This window comes from Ralstonia sp. UNC404CL21Col (genome assembly GCF_000620465.1).
GTDB lineage: Bacteria > Pseudomonadota > Gammaproteobacteria > Burkholderiales > Burkholderiaceae > Ralstonia > Ralstonia flatus.
The window spans coordinates 797,359-812,960 of record NZ_JIBE01000003.1 but is presented as its reverse complement, the minus strand read 5'-3'; the positions used below and the strand labels follow the sequence as shown (position 1 = coordinate 812,960).

16 protein-coding genes are annotated in these 15,602 nt (G+C 66.8%); 5 read left to right on the top strand and 11 right to left on the bottom strand.

Features of this window, described 5'->3' with window-relative positions:
- Positions 1 to 8: 8 nt before the first annotated feature.
- Both N511_RS0103890 and N511_RS0103885 read right to left on the bottom strand, forming a co-directional pair.
- Positions 9 to 641 carry a hypothetical protein gene (locus N511_RS0103890; protein ID WP_027678091.1) on the bottom strand — a complete coding sequence of 211 codons (633 nt, stop codon included), beginning with the start codon at positions 639 to 641 and terminating at the stop codon, positions 9 to 11.
- A gap of 138 nt (positions 642 to 779) precedes the next feature.
- A complete protein-coding gene (locus tag N511_RS0103885; RefSeq protein WP_027678090.1) occupies positions 780 to 1,367 on the bottom strand; it encodes a hypothetical protein in 588 nt (195 codons plus the stop codon).
- Here N511_RS0103885 and N511_RS0103880 point away from each other — a divergent pair.
- Both N511_RS0103880 and N511_RS0103875 read left to right on the top strand, forming a co-directional pair.
- Positions 1,366 to 1,824, top strand: a complete 459-nt coding sequence (locus N511_RS0103880) for a hypothetical protein (RefSeq protein WP_231479568.1) — start codon at positions 1,366 to 1,368, stop codon at positions 1,822 to 1,824. The two genes, N511_RS0103885 and N511_RS0103880, sit on opposite strands and share 2 nt — an antisense overlap.
- On the top strand, positions 1,821 to 2,021 hold the full coding sequence (locus tag N511_RS0103875) for a hypothetical protein (protein WP_027678088.1): 201 nt from the start codon (positions 1,821 to 1,823) through the stop codon (positions 2,019 to 2,021). Before N511_RS0103880 ends, N511_RS0103875 begins: the two co-directional genes overlap by 4 nt.
- Before the next feature lie 16 nt (positions 2,022 to 2,037).
- Here N511_RS0103875 and N511_RS0103870 read toward each other — a convergent pair whose 3' ends face one another.
- The gene (locus N511_RS0103870; RefSeq protein WP_027678087.1) at positions 2,038 to 2,379 is read right to left on the bottom strand and encodes a hypothetical protein; all 342 of its coding nucleotides are present in this window, start codon (positions 2,377 to 2,379) and stop codon (positions 2,038 to 2,040) included.
- 218 nt (positions 2,380 to 2,597) lie between these two features.
- Here N511_RS0103870 and N511_RS0103865 point away from each other — a divergent pair, with 218 nt between their 5' ends.
- On the top strand, positions 2,598 to 4,061 hold the full coding sequence (locus tag N511_RS0103865; protein WP_027678086.1) for an aminotransferase-like domain-containing protein: 1,464 nt from the start codon (positions 2,598 to 2,600) through the stop codon (positions 4,059 to 4,061).
- 14 nt (positions 4,062 to 4,075) lie between these two features.
- On the opposite strand, the gene N511_RS0103860 is transcribed toward N511_RS0103865, so the two are convergent.
- From N511_RS0103860 to N511_RS0103845, 4 genes are read right to left on the bottom strand one after another with little or no spacing between them, the layout of a single operon-like run.
- Complete coding sequence (locus N511_RS0103860; protein WP_027678085.1) at positions 4,076 to 4,744, bottom strand: PqiC family protein; 669 nt, start codon at positions 4,742 to 4,744, stop codon at positions 4,076 to 4,078.
- Positions 4,741 to 6,384, bottom strand: coding sequence for a PqiB family protein (locus N511_RS0103855; RefSeq protein ID WP_027678084.1), 1,644 nt, complete (start codon positions 6,382 to 6,384; stop codon positions 4,741 to 4,743). The genes N511_RS0103860 and N511_RS0103855 overlap by 4 nt, the downstream gene beginning before the upstream one ends.
- On the bottom strand, positions 6,381 to 7,118 hold the full coding sequence (locus N511_RS0103850; protein WP_027678083.1) for a paraquat-inducible protein A: 738 nt from the start codon (positions 7,116 to 7,118) through the stop codon (positions 6,381 to 6,383). The genes N511_RS0103855 and N511_RS0103850 overlap by 4 nt, the downstream gene beginning before the upstream one ends.
- Positions 7,115 to 7,894, bottom strand: a complete 780-nt coding sequence (locus tag N511_RS0103845; protein ID WP_027678082.1) for a paraquat-inducible protein A — start codon at positions 7,892 to 7,894, stop codon at positions 7,115 to 7,117. Before N511_RS0103845 ends, N511_RS0103850 begins: the two co-directional genes overlap by 4 nt.
- Positions 7,895 to 8,131: 237 nt before the next feature.
- Between N511_RS0103845 and N511_RS0103840 the strand changes: the two genes are divergently transcribed.
- Positions 8,132 to 8,656, top strand: a complete 525-nt coding sequence (locus N511_RS0103840; protein WP_027678081.1) for a hypothetical protein — start codon at positions 8,132 to 8,134, stop codon at positions 8,654 to 8,656.
- Between the two features lie 18 nt (positions 8,657 to 8,674).
- Here the strand turns inward: N511_RS0103840 and fghA are convergent, their stop codons facing one another.
- On the bottom strand, positions 8,675 to 9,538 hold the full coding sequence (gene fghA, locus N511_RS0103835; protein WP_027678080.1) for an S-formylglutathione hydrolase: 864 nt from the start codon (positions 9,536 to 9,538) through the stop codon (positions 8,675 to 8,677).
- A gap of 22 nt (positions 9,539 to 9,560) precedes the next feature.
- Entirely contained in the window at positions 9,561 to 10,667 is a 1,107-nt protein-coding gene (locus N511_RS0103830) for an S-(hydroxymethyl)glutathione dehydrogenase/class III alcohol dehydrogenase (RefSeq protein WP_027678079.1), read from the bottom strand.
- A 228-nt stretch (positions 10,668 to 10,895) separates the two neighbouring features.
- On the opposite strand from N511_RS0103830, the gene N511_RS0103825 reads away from it, so the two are divergent.
- Positions 10,896 to 12,698, top strand: coding sequence for a methyl-accepting chemotaxis protein (locus N511_RS0103825; RefSeq protein WP_027678078.1), 1,803 nt, complete (start codon positions 10,896 to 10,898; stop codon positions 12,696 to 12,698).
- A 48-nt stretch (positions 12,699 to 12,746) separates the two neighbouring features.
- Here the strand turns inward: N511_RS0103825 and N511_RS0103820 are convergent, their stop codons facing one another.
- On the bottom strand, positions 12,747 to 13,415 hold the full coding sequence (locus N511_RS0103820) for a glutathione S-transferase family protein (protein WP_027678077.1): 669 nt from the start codon (positions 13,413 to 13,415) through the stop codon (positions 12,747 to 12,749).
- A gap of 184 nt (positions 13,416 to 13,599) precedes the next feature.
- Positions 13,600 to 15,357 (bottom strand): diguanylate cyclase, encoded by a 1,758-nt coding sequence (locus tag N511_RS0103815; RefSeq protein ID WP_027678076.1) that lies wholly within the window; start codon positions 15,355 to 15,357, stop codon positions 13,600 to 13,602.
- Positions 15,358 to 15,602: the final 245 nt, after the last annotated feature.

Below are 15,602 nucleotides of genomic sequence, written 5' to 3'. Positions count from 1 at the left end.
CATCGCCATCACATCGGCGGGACCATCCCGTCCTTGCCGACCAGCACGCGTTGTGCAACCAGCGTGCCCTGCGCATCGGCGCGCACGAACATGACGACGTGCGCGCCGGCTTTCAGGTCATCGCGCCGACCCGGCTCGAAGGTGACGATCGGCACTTGCGGCGGCACCACGATGCGCTGCTCTCCATCCTTGTATTTGACCGACAGCGTGCGGCCCTGCGCACCGGTGACGGCGCCTGCCTGTTCGACCGTGCCGTTCGTCATGCTGCTGTTCGGCCCCAGGTCGTAAGGGCGGTGGCCGTCGCCGGTGCCGCGCATGGCTTCCGGAAACACATGCACTTCCAGCGCACGCAGCGTCCCGTCCGGCTCCTTGACCGCGGCCGTGCCGATATAGCTGCCGGCGCGAATGGCCGACGGCTCGATCGGCGCCACTTGCGTGACGCTGAGGTCCACCGGCAGCGTCACCGTGGCCTTGTTGCCGGACGTGTCGGTCACGTCGACAGCGGTGCTGTGGACCGCATTGATGGTGGCCCGCACGCGCGTGGGCGCAGCGGTACTTTGCGCGGACGCGGCGAGTGGAAGGACCGCAGTCACAAGAGCGACGGCTGCGGCAGTACGGGCGGAAAAGCGTAGACGTGTCATTGAGCAAGCGTGTGAGATTCACCCAAACGTGGGCGCGGCGGGCCAGCACGCGCGCGTCTCTGCGCCGCGCTGGGCAGCCGCCAGTCTAGACGGGACCGCGCTGACGTGCAGGCGCGGTCCGCATGCATCCGACCCCGCTCAGCTGCGATGCTGGCCCGGCACGCGCTTGCCCTTGTACGTCGGGCGGCTGCGGCGCATGTTGTCAGACCAGTCCGTGCCGCCGCCGGTGGGCGATTGCACCGGCACATCACGGCTGCCGGGTTGCGGGTCGATCGGCGCTTCGTCCAGCTCGACGGCGTCGGGGGCATCCGCGTCGTCGTTTTCACCGGCCAGGCCTGTGGCGTGCTCGAAGTTCTCGTCGTCGATCGGAGTGTCGACTCCCGGGTCATGCAGGTCGCGTATGGCGTCGGGCATCAGGTCGCCGCCTTCGCGTATGACGGGTTCGTGCCCGGCCGCGCGGCGCTCGCCCGTGCCGGTCGAGTCGGTGTCGCTGTCGAGATTGACGTCGCCAAGGTCCGCGCCGGCTGTGCGGTTGGCCGCGTTGCCGTGCGGGTGGACCGCGGGATCGTCGTCAAAGCGATCTTCAACGTCGCTGCCCAGGCCCGGTCCGCCGACCACGTCGCTGCCCGAGTCCGAACTGTCGGAGGGGCCGAGGGCGTCGGTGCCGTGGCCCTTGCCGGTTTGTGCGGGTGCTTCGCCGGTGCGATACAGGTTGCTCGTTGCCATGTGGATTCTCCATGCGTGCTTGTGCGCCAAGGCGCGACACAGCGAATGCAGCAAGGCGGATACCTGCGCGCGCGCATTGGTTTGCGGCACGCTCGTTGCGACCCCCTTCGACGCGGGCGAGCCGCCCGTAACCGAAATCAGGAGGCTGACGATGAAGCAACACGCACAGCAACCGCACAAGCCCGCTGCACAGGCGGGAGAAAAAGCGGGGGAACGAAAGAGCGAAAGCAAAAAGGGCGAGCACAACGCGCAGGCGCAGCAAGGGCGTGGCGGCAATAGGGAGCGCGCTGAATCCGACCGCGCCGAGCGCACTTCCATGCAGCACGGCACCGACCAGTCGGCCAAGCGCCCGATGCCGGTGCCGGCCGAAGATGGCCGTGCCGCCGCACAGGAAGGGCAGATGCCGCAAAACCAGCAGCGCCTGGGGCAGCACCAGAACAGCCGGAAACAGCCATGAGCGGCACCCATTCACCCCGGGATAACGACAAAGCCAAGGCGCCTTCGGGCGACGCCGCCCGGCCCGTTGCACCGGCCATCCCGAGCGAAAGCGGCGTAGGCGAGGAGGACCCGGGCGACTTCGAAAACGCTTCGATCCGCCCCGACGACGGGAAACGCCCCGGCGCGCCGAGCCCAAAGCCGGGCGAGCGTGGCTGACGGTTCCGCCGTGGATTCAGCCGCGCGATGTCTGGCGCGGCTGAATCCAGTGGGCCAGCCACCGCCACATTCCCGGCCACGCGCTGCGTTGTGTCCGAAGCGCCGGCACGACGATGCGCAGGTGTGCGTTGACGCCGGCATCGGCATGCAGGTGCCACCACCCTGAGGTTTCCACCACATGCGCGTGGCCAGCGGTCAGGGTATAGCGCACAGCGGCGCCCCAACGCGACGGCGGCTCGAGGCGCAAGGTACCTTCCAATGCCACAAGCGTGGTGCCGACGGCCAGCCATTGCAGGCCCCTCTGGCCGCGGCTCAGGGCCAGCCATTCGGGTTCGGATGCGGGTGTCGTCGCAGTCATGTCGATCTCCTGAACATGGCTTCAGCGTAGGCATCTCACGCCCGCGCCAACAGACACAGAGCAACGCAACTTCAGCCGCAACACCCTTGCGCTCGTGACAATCTGTTGCGGTACAGTTTGGCGTTGTCTGTATCTGTTGCGGTCGCGGTCTTGCCGGCATGATGTGCTGGACACGTTTCCTTGCCGCTTGTTGCCGCCCTCCGCCGCCCCTCGCCGCCATGTCCGTCACCGAGTTGACTCCACCGCCCGCGCAGCCGCTGTATCGGACGCTTGCCGATCATTACCTCGGCGCGATCCGCAGCGGGGTCTTGGCGCCGGGCGAGCGCATGCCGTCCGTGCGCACGTTGATGCGCACGCACGCCGTCAGCCTGTCGACCGCGCTGCAGGTATGCCGGCATCTGGAGACGGAAGGCTGGCTTGAAGCGCGCGAACGTTCTGGCTACTTTGTGCGGCAACCGCGCCGGGCCTTGCTGGCGCCAGTGAAGGAACCCGAGGTGTCGACGCCGGATCCGGCGGCCTATGTGGGCGTGCATGCGCGCGTGTCGGCCATCGTGGCGCGCGGGCAGCAAGCCACGGTGCATGTCGATCTATCCGGCGCAAGCGGGGCGGCTGCGTTGTATCCGGCAGCGGCGCTCAATCGGATCGCGTCGCAGGTGTTGCGGCGGTATCCGTTGCTGCTGACGCAGGCCGTCATCCCGAACGGTCATCCTGAGTTGCAGACCGCCGTGGCGCGGCGTGCGCTCGACATGGGCGTGCAGGTCGCGCCGGACGACGTGATTGTCACCCACGGCTGTATCGAGGCCGTGAACCTGGCATTGCGCGCCGTGGCCCAGCCGGGCGATACGGTGGCGGTGGAATCGCCGACCTACTACGGGCTGCTGCAGGTGCTGGAAAGCCTGGGCATGCGCGCGGTGGAAATTCCTACCAGCCCGCGCACCGGCATGTCGCTGGAAGCGCTGGAGATGGCGGTGCAGGCCTACGGCAACATCCGCGCCGTGGTGGTGGTGCCCAATCTGCAGAATCCGCTCGGCAGCATCATGCCCGACGCCGCCAAGCGCCGGATGGCCGCCTTTTGTGACGCCAACCGCATCGCGCTGATTGAAGACGATACGTATAGCGCCCTGGGCGACAGCCCCACGCCGCTCAAGGCGCTCAAGGCATGGGACCGCACGGGCAACGTCATCTATTGCGCGTCGTTGAGCAAGGTGCTGGCGCCCGGCCTGCGCCTGGGCTGGATGGCCGCAGGCCGCTGGCAGGGGCGCGTGCAGATGCTGAAGTTTGCGCAGTCGCGGCCGAACGATTCGTGGTCGCAGGTGCTGGCGGGGCGCTTTATCGCGTCCGGCGCGTACGACCGTCACCTGCGCACGCTGCGTCAGACGCTGCGCGAACAGCGCGAACGCATGGCTGAGTCGATTGCGGGGTGTTTTCCCGCCGGCACGCGGTTGTCGGTGCCGTCAGGCGGGTTGGCGATGTGGGTGGAGTTGCCCGCGAACGTGTCGTCGATGGAACTGTTCGATGCGGCGCTGGCCCAGGGCATCCGCATTGCGCCGGGCACGATGTTCTCGAACCTGAATCGCTTCGATCATTTCTTCCGCATCTGCTTCGGGCTGCCGCCTTCGGCGAACCTTGAAGCTGCGCTGGCCACGCTCGGCCGGCTCACGCAGGAACTGGCCGAGCGCTGACGCATCGCCTCACCTCACCGGCACCACGCCGGCACCGCGGAAGGGGTTTCCAGACCCTGCACGCTTTGCGCAATCTGTTGCGACCACTGCTGCACGAGGCGTTGCGTGGATGACACCACCGCGTTCACGCCAGCCTCTGAATCCGCACCCGCGGCTTGCCCATTGACCGGCAGGGCCAGCGTCGTCTGGCAGGTGAGGGCTGCGGGCGCCGCCCCTTGATTTGCCGCATCGCGCGATACGCGCCACGTCACCAGCGCCGTCACGCCTTGTCCGGGCCGCGCGTCATAGCTGCGCATCTCCGCACCGATCCGGTAGAGCGGTACGCCTGCCGGCGGGGCAGCACTCCCGACGTCCACCGCCGACAGCGCCGTCGCCAGGTTCGCAGACAGCGCATCGCGCAGTTCCGAACCGAACGGCGCGGCCCAGCGCTGCTGTTCAAGCGCCACCACTTCGCTATCGGACGTACGCAAAACGATCTGCGGCTTGTCCAGGCGATCGGGCACCCGCACGCCCGAGAGGCGGAAGGCGCGCTGGAAGCGGCCGGTGTCCGTGCTTTCGGGCCGCACCGACAGCGTATGCAACGTCGGCTCGGGCGAAGCGCAGGCTGCAAGCAGCACAGCAACGGCAGCGGCGCTCGCCAGGGGAAGAGAGGAAGACTGCATCGTCGTTTGCATCGGCATCATTGCGCGTCCTTTGCCTTGCCGCGGATCAGCGCTTCCGGGTGGCGGTCCAGATAGTCGGTCAGCACGCGCACGGACGCGGCGGCCTTGGCCACCTGTTCCAGCGTATCGCGCGCATTGCGTTGCAGCGGGGCATCGTCAGAGAAGACCTGGCGCGCAGAATCCAACGTGCGGCGGGCCTCGGCCAGCGTTTCCTTCATCTGCGGAGCGAGGTCGCTGTTGACGGTCTTGGCCAGCTGCTCGGTCTGCTTGAGCGTGGCGTCGAGCGTGGTCAGCGTGCGGTGGACATCCTGTCCGATCTGCTCGAAGGGCACCTTGTTGAGCTTCTTGGCGATGCCGGCAATCTGCGCCTCGATGTCGTCGGTCGGGTTGTCGGCCGTCGGGAAGACGTACGCACCGTCACGATCGCGCATGCCGAAGCGCGGCGGGGTCTTGTCGCGGTCGGCCGCGTCGATGAAGTCGAGGTTCACGAACTGCTGGCCCGTCAGCAGGCTCGCGCTCTTCAGCTGCGCGCGCATGCCGTTCTTCACCAGCACGTCGAACTGCGTGCGGACGTCTTCGGCGGCGTGCTGCGGATTGTCGTCGCGGATGTCCATGCCGAAGCGGGTCGGGTACAGCGTCGCCGTCACGGGCAGCACGAACTCGTGGCGCTTCTTGCTGTAGTGGATGCCGATCGATTTGATCTCGCCCACGTTGATGCCCTTGAACTCCACCGGTGCCCCCACGTTGAGGCCGCGCAGCGAGCGGTGGAAGTACATCACCACGGTCTGCGACAGGTGTTCCGGATCCTTCAACGCTGCAGTTTCGTTGCGCACGAGCTGGAACTGCGCGTCGGACGCAGCCGGTTCGTGATCGGCTTCTTCGGGCGTCTGGAACGCGATGCCGCCGAGCGCCACGGTCAGCAGCGATTGCGTATCGACCTTCAGCCCATTGGCGTCGAGCTTGAGGTCGATGCCGCTGGCGTTCCAGAACCGCGTGCCGCGTGCCACAAACTTGTCGAACGGCGCGTTGACGAAGATGTGCAACGTCACGCCCTTGCCGTCGGCGTCGATGTCGTAAGCCGTCACCTGGCCCACGCGCACGCGACGGAAATACACCGGCGCACCGATGTCGAGCGAGCCCAGGTCGGGTGCGTGCAGCGTGAATTGTTTGCCGGGCGCGTCGGCCGAGATGGCCGGCGGTGTGTCCAGGCCCCTGAAGACGGATTTCTTCTCTTGCGAGCGGCCGCCGTCCACGCCGATATAGGCGCCGGAGAGCAACGTGCCGAGCCCCGAAATGCTGCCCGCAGCCACGCGCGGGCGCACCACCCAGAAGCGCGTGTCTGATGCAGCAAACGCCTTGCCGTCATGCGTCAGTTCGATCAGCACCACGGCGCCAGAGCGGTCGTCGGTCAGCCCGACCGCCTTGACCACGCCGATATCGACGCTCTTGTATTTGACGCGCGTCTTGCCGGCCTCGATGCCCTCGGCCGAGCTGAACGTGACGGTGACCTGCGCGCCGCGCGCCAGGATCACCCGCGCCATGAGTGTGGCGCCCACCACGAGCGCCACGATCGGCACCAGCCAGATCAGCGAGGGTAGCCAGCGCTTGCGCTTCGTGCGGCGCGGCGCGGGAATGTTTTCGTTATCGACGGGGTCGGTCATACATCGGTCTCTTCGGGATCGGGCTCGTCGATGACGTCCCAGATCAGGCGGGGATCAAAACAGCGGGCGGCGAACATGGTCAGCACCACCACGGCGGCAAACGGGCCGACACCAGGGCCGGGCTTGATGATGGCCAGCGTCGACAGGTGCACAAGACCTGCGAGCAGCGTCACCACAAACACATCGAGCATCGACCACCGGCCGATGATCTCGACCAGCGCATACAGGCGCGTGCGCAATCGCGGGTTCCAGTGCCAGCGTTGCTGCACCGAAAGGCACAGCACCGCGAGGATGCCGAGCTTGGCCAGCGGCACCAGGAAGCTTGCGATGAACACGATGATGGCCAGGTGCCACGAGCCCGACGTCCAGAGGTAGACGATCCCGCTCATGATGGTGTCCTGCTGCGTGCCGAGGAGGGTGTCGGTAATCATCACCGGCAGCAGGTTGGCCGGCAGGTACATGGCGGCCGCCGCAATCAGCAGCGCCCAGCAGCGCGCCAGGCTGTCGGGCTTGCGCACGTGCAGGGGCGACATGCAGCGCGGGCAGACTGGCGCTGGGGCGGTTTCGTCGGGCGCGTCTTCGTGGGTCAGCACCGCTCGCGTGGCGGCCTCTGATTCGGGCATGCGCGCCAGCAGGCCGCAGCGCTCGCATGTCACCAGGCCATGCGCGGCGGCGCGCAGCGGGCGGGCTTGTTGCGCCGGCTGTGCAGAGGCAGGCGTGGTGGCGCTGCTCATGAGCGCTTCTCCCCAGGCCGGGCGGCGGCATCTACGCCCGTGGGCGCGTCCACTTGCGAGCCCGGCGGCAGCGTCAGGCCGATCTCGCGCCAGAACGGCCGCAGGTCGATCGACAACGCCACCGTCAGGAACACGGTCAGCGCGGCAAACGCCCACAGGCCCGCATCGGCTTCCAGCGACACCATGCGCGCGACTTTGATGAGCGCCACCACCACGCCCAGCATGAAGATCTCGACCATCGCCCACGGGCGAATCAACGCTGCCGCGCGCAGCACCAGCGCGGCGGCCGGATGTTGCCGCCCGCGCCATCGCGCGATGAGCAGCGGCGCCAGCACCGACATGTACATCAGCGGGAAAAACACCGTGGTGAGCGCCACCAGCACGGCAGCGAACAGCATGTCGTAGTCATACAGCGCCACGATGGCACCCCACAGCGTGGTGGCGTGCCGGTTGCCGCCGCCGTTCATCTCGGCAATCGGAAAGATGTTCGCGACGATGTAGACGATGAGGCCCGTCACCACCAGCGGCAGCAGCACCGACAGCCGCTCGCTCTGGTTGCGGTACAGCTTCACGCCGCAGCGCGTGCAGTGCGCCTCTTCATCGAGCGCAATGACTTCGTGGCGATGCAGGGTGTCGCAATGCTCGCAGGCGATCCAGGCATCCGGGTCGCCCGGCAGCGGTTGCGCGACCGGGGCGGCCTTGGCGTCGAGGGCATCGCCCGCTGCGCGCCATGATCGCGGCAGCGGGAAGGGGAATTTCACGGTTAACAGCTCCATCGTCGGGCTGAAGGCGCAGCGGCAGCGTTGAATTCACGCGGGACGGCGCACCGACAGTTGGGCAGGCGATTATACATACAGGGTTGAATGTATAGCTGAGTGCCGGCTTCCGCATTTTGACGCACGGTCACAAGCAAATATCCCGCCAATCAGCGCGTTCGACGATGGCGCCGGGTGATGGCGGAACGGCCCTTGCTGAGTTGGAGGGGCACATCCTCAACCTCAAAGGAGCCATTCATGACGTATCTCCGTGCATCTTCTCTTGTAGTCGCGCTGGCGCTGGCAGGCGGTACCGCGGCGGCGTATGCCCAGACGGGGTCGGCCCAATCCAACAGCACGGCCGGGGGCAGCACCATGTCGCCGGCCGGCGGTACCAGCACCGACGCAACGGCCACGGGCACGGGGGGCACCGCCGTCAATGGCGGCTCGACGGGCAGCGGCCGGGACGCCACCCGTAATCGCAATGCCACCGGCAAGCAAGGGCGCTCCGGCAATACATCGTCGCGCTCCGGTTCCAGCGGCGGCTATGGCGGCAGTGCGAACGATTCGACCGGCAGCACGACCGGCGGCGGTTCGGGCGGGGTCGGGGTCGGCGCCCCTGGTACCGGCGGCTCGATGGGCGCGCCGGGCGGGGGTAATGGCGGCGGTAATGGCGGCGGTGCTGCCGGCTCGGGCGGTGTCGGTGGCGGCGTCGGTGGCGGAGCAGGCAGCGGGGGCGCCGGCGGGGCCGCGGGCGGCAGCGGCGGTGGGAGCGGCCGCTAACCGCCCGCTAACCTGCTGCTAACGCAGTTGCGCTGCGTGATGCAGCAGGTGATCTTCGATGAAGGTCTCGATGAAGTAGTAGCCGTGGTCGTAGCCGGGGTGGCGGCGCAGTTGCAGCGGCTGCCCGGCTGCGGCACACGCGGCGGCAAAGTCTTCCGGATACAACTGCTCGGCGAGAAATTTGTCGGCCTCGCCTTGATCGATCAGGATGCCGCCCGGAAACGGGCATGAGGCCAGCCGCATCAATTGCGTGGCGTCGTGCGCCGCCCAGGCGGCGCGGTCCTCCCCGAGATACCCGGTGAAGGCCTTGATGCCCCACGGGCATACCGACGGATGTGCGATGGGTGCAAACGCCGACACCGAAGCAAAGCGCTCCCGATGCCGCAGGGCCAGCGTCAACGCGCCGTGGCCGCCCATCGAATGCCCAAAGATTCCGATGCGTCCGGCTGCCACGGGAAACGCTACGCGCGCGATGTGGTGCAGCTCGTCGGCAATGTAGCTTTCCATGCGGTAGTGCTCGCGCCACGGGGCCTGCGTCGCGTCCAGATAAAAACCGGCGGCGACGCCGAAATCCCAGTGGTCCGCTTCCCCGGGGACGTTTGCGCCGCGCGGGCTGGTGTCGGGCCCGATCAGGATAAGCCCCTCGCGGGCGGCCACGCGTTGCGCGCCGGCCTTGATGGCGAACGTCTCTTCCGTAGACGTCAGCCCGGCCAGATAGAACAGCGCAGGGCACCGCGTGCCGGCCAGCGCCTGCGGCGGCAGGTAGACCGAGAAGCGCATCGGCAGTCCGATCGCCGTCGAGGCATGCCGATAAAAGCGCTGCACGCCGCCAAAGCAGGCATGCTCGGAAAGCAGTTCAAGTGCGGGTACCGGGATTGTCATCGCTGGGCTCCGTCTTCAACGCTCAGTACAGCACGACCGAACGGATCGACTCACCGCGCTTCATCAGGTCGAAGCCTTCGTTGATGCGCTCCAGCGGCAGCGTGTGCGTGATCAGGTCGTCGATGTTGAGCTTGCCTTCCATGTACCAGTCGACGATCTTCGGCACGTCCGTGCGGCCGCGCGCGCCGCCGAATGCGGAACCCTTCCACTCACGCCCCGTCACGAGCTGGAACGGGCGTGTGCTGATCTCTGCGCCGGCCTCGGCCACGCCGATAATGATCGACTGGCCCCAGCCCTTGTGCGTGCACTCCAGCGCCTGGCGCATGACCTTTGTGTTGCCGATGCATTCGAACGAGTAATCCGCGCCGCCGTCGGTGAGTTGGACGATGTGGTCCACCACGTTTTCCACATCGTTGGGGTTGATGAAATGCGTCATGCCGAACTTGCGTGCCATCGCCTCGCGCGCGGGGTTCAGGTCCACGCCGATGATCTTGTCGGCCCCCACCATCTTGGCGCCCTGGATCACGTTCAGGCCGATGCCGCCCAGGCCGAACACGACCACGTTGGCGCCGGCTTCCACCTTGGCCGTGTAGACCACCGCGCCCACGCCCGTCGTCACGCCGCAGCCGATGTAGCAGACCTTGTCGAACGGTGCGTCGGGGCGGATCTTCGCCAGCGCAATCTCGGGCACCACGATGTGATTCGCAAACGTTGACGTGCCCATGTAGTGGAACAGTGGCTTGCCATCGAGCGAGAAGCGCGACGTGCCGTCCGGCATCAGGCCCTTGCCCTGCGTGGCGCGAATCGCCTGACACAGGTTCGTCTTGCGCGACAGGCAGAACTTGCACTGGCGGCATTCCGGTGTGTAAAGCGGAATCACGTGGTCGCCCGCTTTCAATGACGTCACGCCCGCGCCCACCTCTAGCACCACGCCCGCGCCTTCATGGCCGAGGATCGCCGGGAAGATGCCTTCCGGGTCGGCGCCCGAGAGCGTGTAGTAATCGGTATGGCAGATGCCGGTCGCCTTGATCTCGACGAGCACCTCGCCGGCACGTGGGCCTTGCAGGTCGACTTCTTCCACGGTGAGCGGAGCACCGGCTTTCCAGGCGATGGCGGCTTTCGTTTTCATGCGCATTCCTTTTCTTGAAGTGGAGCCTGCCCGACCTGGGCAGCGTAGGGAGGGCGATTGTAGAACGTTGGCTGCTCGGGCAACGTGACAGCCACGTCATGTTCCACACATCAGACTTCAGATTTTCTTACGACGGCCGTTTCTTGTGCGACGGCAGGCCGACAGGGCCGCGTGCCGCATGCCTTACATGGCGGAACCCCCGCCATGGGCTTCGTAGGAAACCATACCGTGCTTGCATCCATCCGTACTCGCATTTTGCTGACCTGCGTTGCCATCGTGGTCGGCGCATTGACCTTCGCTGGCGGTCTCAACTATCTCGTGACTCGTTCGTACAACGAAGAGTCCATTCGCCAGAACCTCCAGTCCGTCGCACGTGGCCACATTGCGGGCATCGACGACTGGGTGGCTTCCAAGACACAGATGATGGTGTCGCTGCAGGACGTGGCGGTGTCCGCCGATCCGATTCCGGTCTTCAAGGCCGTGCACAAGGCGGGCGGCTTCATCAACGTCTACGTCGGCTATCCCGACAAGTCGTACAAATTCTCCAACCCCGAAGGCATTCCGCCGACGTACGATCCGACCGCCCGCCCCTGGTACAAGCAAGCCGTGGATGCGGGCAAGCCCGTGGTGACGCCGCCGTACGTGAGCGCCAGCACCGGCCAGCTCGTGGTGACCTTCGCCGTGCCCATCCTGGAAGGCAGCACGCTCAAGGGCGTGATCGGCGGCGACGTGGCAATGGACAGCGTGATCGCCAACGTCAAGGCCATTCATCCGACGCAGGCCAGCTTCGGCTTCCTGGTCAATGCGGCCGGCAAGATCGTGGCGCATCCGAATGACAAGCTGACCCTCAAGCCGGCGACCGATCTGTCGGCCGGACTGAACGAAGCCACGCTGGCATCGCTGGCGCAGGCAGAGAAGCCGGTGGAAGTGTCGGTGGATGGCGCGCCCAAGCTGCTCTACCGCCAGGGCGTGAAGGGCACCGACTGGGGCCTGGTCGTGGCCCTGGACAAGTCTGACGCCACGGCCGGCATGCGCTCGCTGGTGATGACGTCGATTGGCGCGCTGGTGGGTGTGGCCATCGTTGCGGCACTCATCGTGGGCGCGATGACGGCACGCGCGTTCCGCCGCCTGTCGATGATCCGCGATGCCATGGACGACATCGGCTCGGGCAGCGGCGACCTCACCAAGCGTTTGCCGTCCGACGGCGAAGACGAAGTCGCCCAGATCGCGCGTTCGTTCAATACCTTCGCTGACAAGCTCACCGCGGTGATGCAGCAGATCCGCCTGGGCAGCGATTCGGTGCGCTCGGCCGCGCAGGAAATTGCCGCCGGCAACGCAGACCTCTCGCAGCGTACGGAAGAGCAAGCCAGCTCGCTGGAAGAAACCGCATCGAGCATGGAAGAGCTGACGAGCATCGTGAAGCAGAACGCCGACAACGCGCGTCAGGCCAGCCAGCTTGCCGTGACGGCGTCGGACGTTGCCACGCGCGGCGGCGATGTGGTCGGCCAGGTCGTGCAGACCATGGGCGGCATCAACGAGAGCAGCAAGAAGATTGCCGACATCATCGGCGTGATCGAAAGCATCGCGTTCCAGACCAACATCCTGGCGCTGAACGCCGCGGTGGAAGCGGCACGTGCCGGCGAGCAAGGCCGGGGCTTTGCGGTGGTGGCCAGCGAAGTGCGCAGCCTTGCCCAGCGTTCAGCCGGTGCCGCGAAAGAGATCAAGGCACTGATCAGCGACTCGGTGGATCGCGTCTCCAACGGCACAGCACTTGTCGACCAGGCGGGTGTGACGATGGCCGAGATTGTCGATGCGGTGAAGCGCGTGACCGACATCATGGGCGAGATTTCGTCGGCGTCGGAAGAGCAGAGCAGCGGCATCGAACAGGTCAACCAGGCCGTCAACCAGATGGACCAGGTGACGCAGCAGAACGCCGCGCTGGTGGAGCAGGCCGCTGCCGCTGCGGAGTCGCTCGAGGAACAAGCCCACAACCTGAACGAGGCAGTGGGGCAGTTCCGCCTCTCGCACTAAAGCACAGTCGTTCAGTCACGCAGTACGCTAGAAGTACGTAGTTGCGCGTCAAGAGTCCGGGGCGGCGTTTGTTGCCTCGGCCTTTGCTTTGTCCTGCGCTTCGGCAAGCGCAAGGTCGGCGGCTTGCGCGCGCGTCATGGCGGGCCGCGCCATGACGCGGTCAATGTAGCCACGCACCAGCGGCGTCTCTGGGATGAGCTTGAACATCGTGGTCCAGCCGAGCGCCGCTGCCCACAGCACATCCGCCGCGGTAAAGCGTTCGCCCAGCAGGTAGGGCCCTTTCTCCAGTTGCGCCGTGAGCGTGCCGAGCATGGCGTCGAAGTTGCCATACGGCGACATCGAGTACGCGGCCGGCTCGCGCTTCATCGAGCGATCCACAATGGCCGGCTCGAAGCACGCACCATAAAACGCCATCCAGCGCAGGTACGCGCCGCGCAGCGGATCGCCCACCGCCGGTGACAGCCCGGCTTCCGGATACAGCTCCGCCGCATACAGATACACCGCCACCTGCTCGGTGATGACTTCATCGCCGTGGCGCAGTGTCGGCACCTTGCCCAGCGGGTTGATGGCGAGAAACGCCGGGCTCTTGTGCTCGCCGGTGGTCAGGTCGAAGGCATGCACCTCGTAGTCGGCGCCGAGTTCTTCGAGCAGCATGCGCGCGCCCCGCGAGCGGCTGCGTGGCGAGTGGTAGAGGATCAGGTGGCGGTCTTGCGGCATCGTCGGCTCCGGTGTGCGGTCAATGGGTGGATGACAGCTTGCCACTCTAGGCGGTGGAGCCGCGTCCGTCTTGGAAATCCGCTGCGGCGGTGCATCATCGCGGCAGGGTTTCTGACGCGGAACAATCGCCAGCCGGGTGCCGCGCTGGCCATGTCGTCCCGATGGGGCCTGGCGGCCCCTCGCATCAATCGGCCGCGACTGTCAGGTCTGACGATCCGGGCGGGCGATCTGTCATCACGCAGTTGCGTCCCGCCAGCTTGGCGGCATAGAGCAGGTGGTCTGCCCGCCGCAGCAGCGATGCCAGTTTGGGGCCATCGGCGGCGGGCGCGACCGCCACGCCAAAGCTGGCCGTCATGCGGCACGGCATATCGGTGCCGGTGGGCACCGTTACCTCGGCAATGCGATGACGCAGGTGGTCGGCCACTGCGCGCGCCTGTGGAAGGCTATCCGCCCACACCATCACCGCAAATTCCTCGCCGCCGATACGCGCCACCATGTCGGCGGACGGGCCCTCGGCGCGGCACAGGCCGGCAACAGTGCGCAGCGCCTCGTCGCCCACGGCATGGCCGTAGGTATCGTTGATGCGCTTGAAGTGGTCGATGTCGAACATGACGAGCGCCACGAGCCGCGCCTTCGGATGCGGGGCATTGCACATCGCGCTGGCGCGGTCTTCAAACGCGCGGCGGTTGAGCAGTTGGGTGAGCGGATCGGTCTCGGCCATGCGCGCGAGTTCCTGCATCAGGTGCGCGCGTTCCACCTCCAGCCTGCGGCGCTCGATGCTGTTGATGCGCAGCACGCGGATCGCTTCAAACATCGCGCGGATTTCTCGCCGCGCAAAGCTGGTCGGGATGTGCACGCTCAGATTGCCGCGCGCAATCCCGTCGATGAGCCGCGTAGCGTTGACGAACGGCCCCACCACGTCGCGGCGGAACGAGAGCGTCATCCAGACCAGCGCGCCCAGGACCGACACCACCGCGCCCGCCGAGCCCAGGAGCACCAGCAGCATTTCGCGCCGGTGTTCGCGGATGTCGTCGTCCGCCAGACCCAGCACGATGTCGCGGAAATCCGTGATGGCGCGCATCGTGGGCACGTAGCGCTCGGCGAATGCCGCGGGCGTGATATCGACGCCGCCGGCCTGGCTGGCCTTGGCGCGCACGGCGGCCACGTAGCGCAGCCCATCGCCGAAGTACTGCGCCCCGAGCGTGGCGACGGCACGCTCGTTCAAGGTAGACGGCGCTGCCACGCGGGTCTCGATCATGCTGCGCAGCTGGTCGATGCGGCCCTGCGTGCGTTCGATGGCGAGCTGCTCTTCAAACGTGAGCGCGCGGTGCATGGCCAGCGCACCGGTAAAGCGCGAGCCGAGCTGGCCCGCGTATTCGCGCAGATCGGCCGCCAGCCGAGCGAGCGTCAGGCAGTTGAGCACATCTGGGTCGCCGCGTGTGATGTTGGCCGTGCGCGCGTTGACGATGGGCAGGAATTCCGGGATCACGGCGATCATGCGGCCGACGCCGTCGGCCAGCGCGTCGCTGCTGCGGGAGCGCAGGGGCAGGGCGGTCAGGCGGTCGATGTTGGCGCGGGCAGTGGCCAGCAGCGTTTGGGCGCGCCGCGCTGCGTTGATGTCGGCCTCACAGCCGGGGCAATGTTCAGGGCCCAGCGCGTCGAGCAGCCGGGCGACGTGTTGGTCGCTGGCGGCGCGCATGCGTTGCAGGGCCGCGCTGCGCTCGGGCGGCAGCGGTAGGTCTTCGCCCAGTACGCCGTTGGTCGGGCCGCGCTCGGCCGACACCTTCTCCATGGCCAGCAACGCCAGGCGCAACGCCTGGACGCTGCGCGCCGCATCGTCGGCGCGGCCGTAACCGAGCCATGCATAGCCCAACAGCCAGCACGACAACGACAGCACCGGAACGAGGACGATGGCGACGCAGGCACCAAAGCGCCGGTCCATCGACGTTTCTGAAGACATGAACGGAGGGGTGGAGCGTCTTGGCGGGCAGTTGTGAATGGATTACACACGCGCCCACGCACGTTGCCGCGCGCAGCACGCATGTCTGGCTAACGGCAGCATCGGGCGCATCTTTACCGCGCCATTGGACCCTCGCCCACGGGGCAGACTGCAAACAAATGCAAAAGGATTCTTACGGGATGTTCAGGCCGCAGTACCGAAACGAGACCGGGCAGTTCGGTTGCCTC

Coding starts and splice junctions, on each gene's coding strand:
- N511_RS0103890 (WP_027678091.1), bottom strand. CDS start 641: ATGACACGTCTACGCTTTTCCGCCCGTACTGCCGCAGCCGTCGCTCTT.
- N511_RS0103880 (WP_231479568.1), top strand. CDS start 1,366: ATGTGGATTCTCCATGCGTGCTTGTGCGCCAAGGCGCGACACAGCGAA.
- N511_RS0103885 (WP_027678090.1), bottom strand. CDS start 1,367: ATGGCAACGAGCAACCTGTATCGCACCGGCGAAGCACCCGCACAAACC.
- N511_RS0103875 (WP_027678088.1), top strand. CDS start 1,821: ATGAGCGGCACCCATTCACCCCGGGATAACGACAAAGCCAAGGCGCCT.
- N511_RS0103870 (WP_027678087.1), bottom strand. CDS start 2,379: ATGACTGCGACGACACCCGCATCCGAACCCGAATGGCTGGCCCTGAGC.
- N511_RS0103865 (WP_027678086.1), top strand. CDS start 2,598: ATGTCCGTCACCGAGTTGACTCCACCGCCCGCGCAGCCGCTGTATCGG.
- N511_RS0103860 (WP_027678085.1), bottom strand. CDS start 4,744: ATGATGCCGATGCAAACGACGATGCAGTCTTCCTCTCTTCCCCTGGCG.
- N511_RS0103855 (WP_027678084.1), bottom strand. CDS start 6,384: ATGACCGACCCCGTCGATAACGAAAACATTCCCGCGCCGCGCCGCACG.
- N511_RS0103850 (WP_027678083.1), bottom strand. CDS start 7,118: ATGAGCAGCGCCACCACGCCTGCCTCTGCACAGCCGGCGCAACAAGCC.
- N511_RS0103845 (WP_027678082.1), bottom strand. CDS start 7,894: ATGGAGCTGTTAACCGTGAAATTCCCCTTCCCGCTGCCGCGATCATGG.
- N511_RS0103840 (WP_027678081.1), top strand. CDS start 8,132: ATGACGTATCTCCGTGCATCTTCTCTTGTAGTCGCGCTGGCGCTGGCA.
- fghA (WP_027678080.1), bottom strand. CDS start 9,538: ATGACAATCCCGGTACCCGCACTTGAACTGCTTTCCGAGCATGCCTGC.
- N511_RS0103830 (WP_027678079.1), bottom strand. CDS start 10,667: ATGAAAACGAAAGCCGCCATCGCCTGGAAAGCCGGTGCTCCGCTCACC.
- N511_RS0103820 (WP_027678077.1), bottom strand. CDS start 13,415: ATGCCGCAAGACCGCCACCTGATCCTCTACCACTCGCCACGCAGCCGC.
- N511_RS0103815 (WP_027678076.1), bottom strand. CDS start 15,357: ATGGACCGGCGCTTTGGTGCCTGCGTCGCCATCGTCCTCGTTCCGGTG.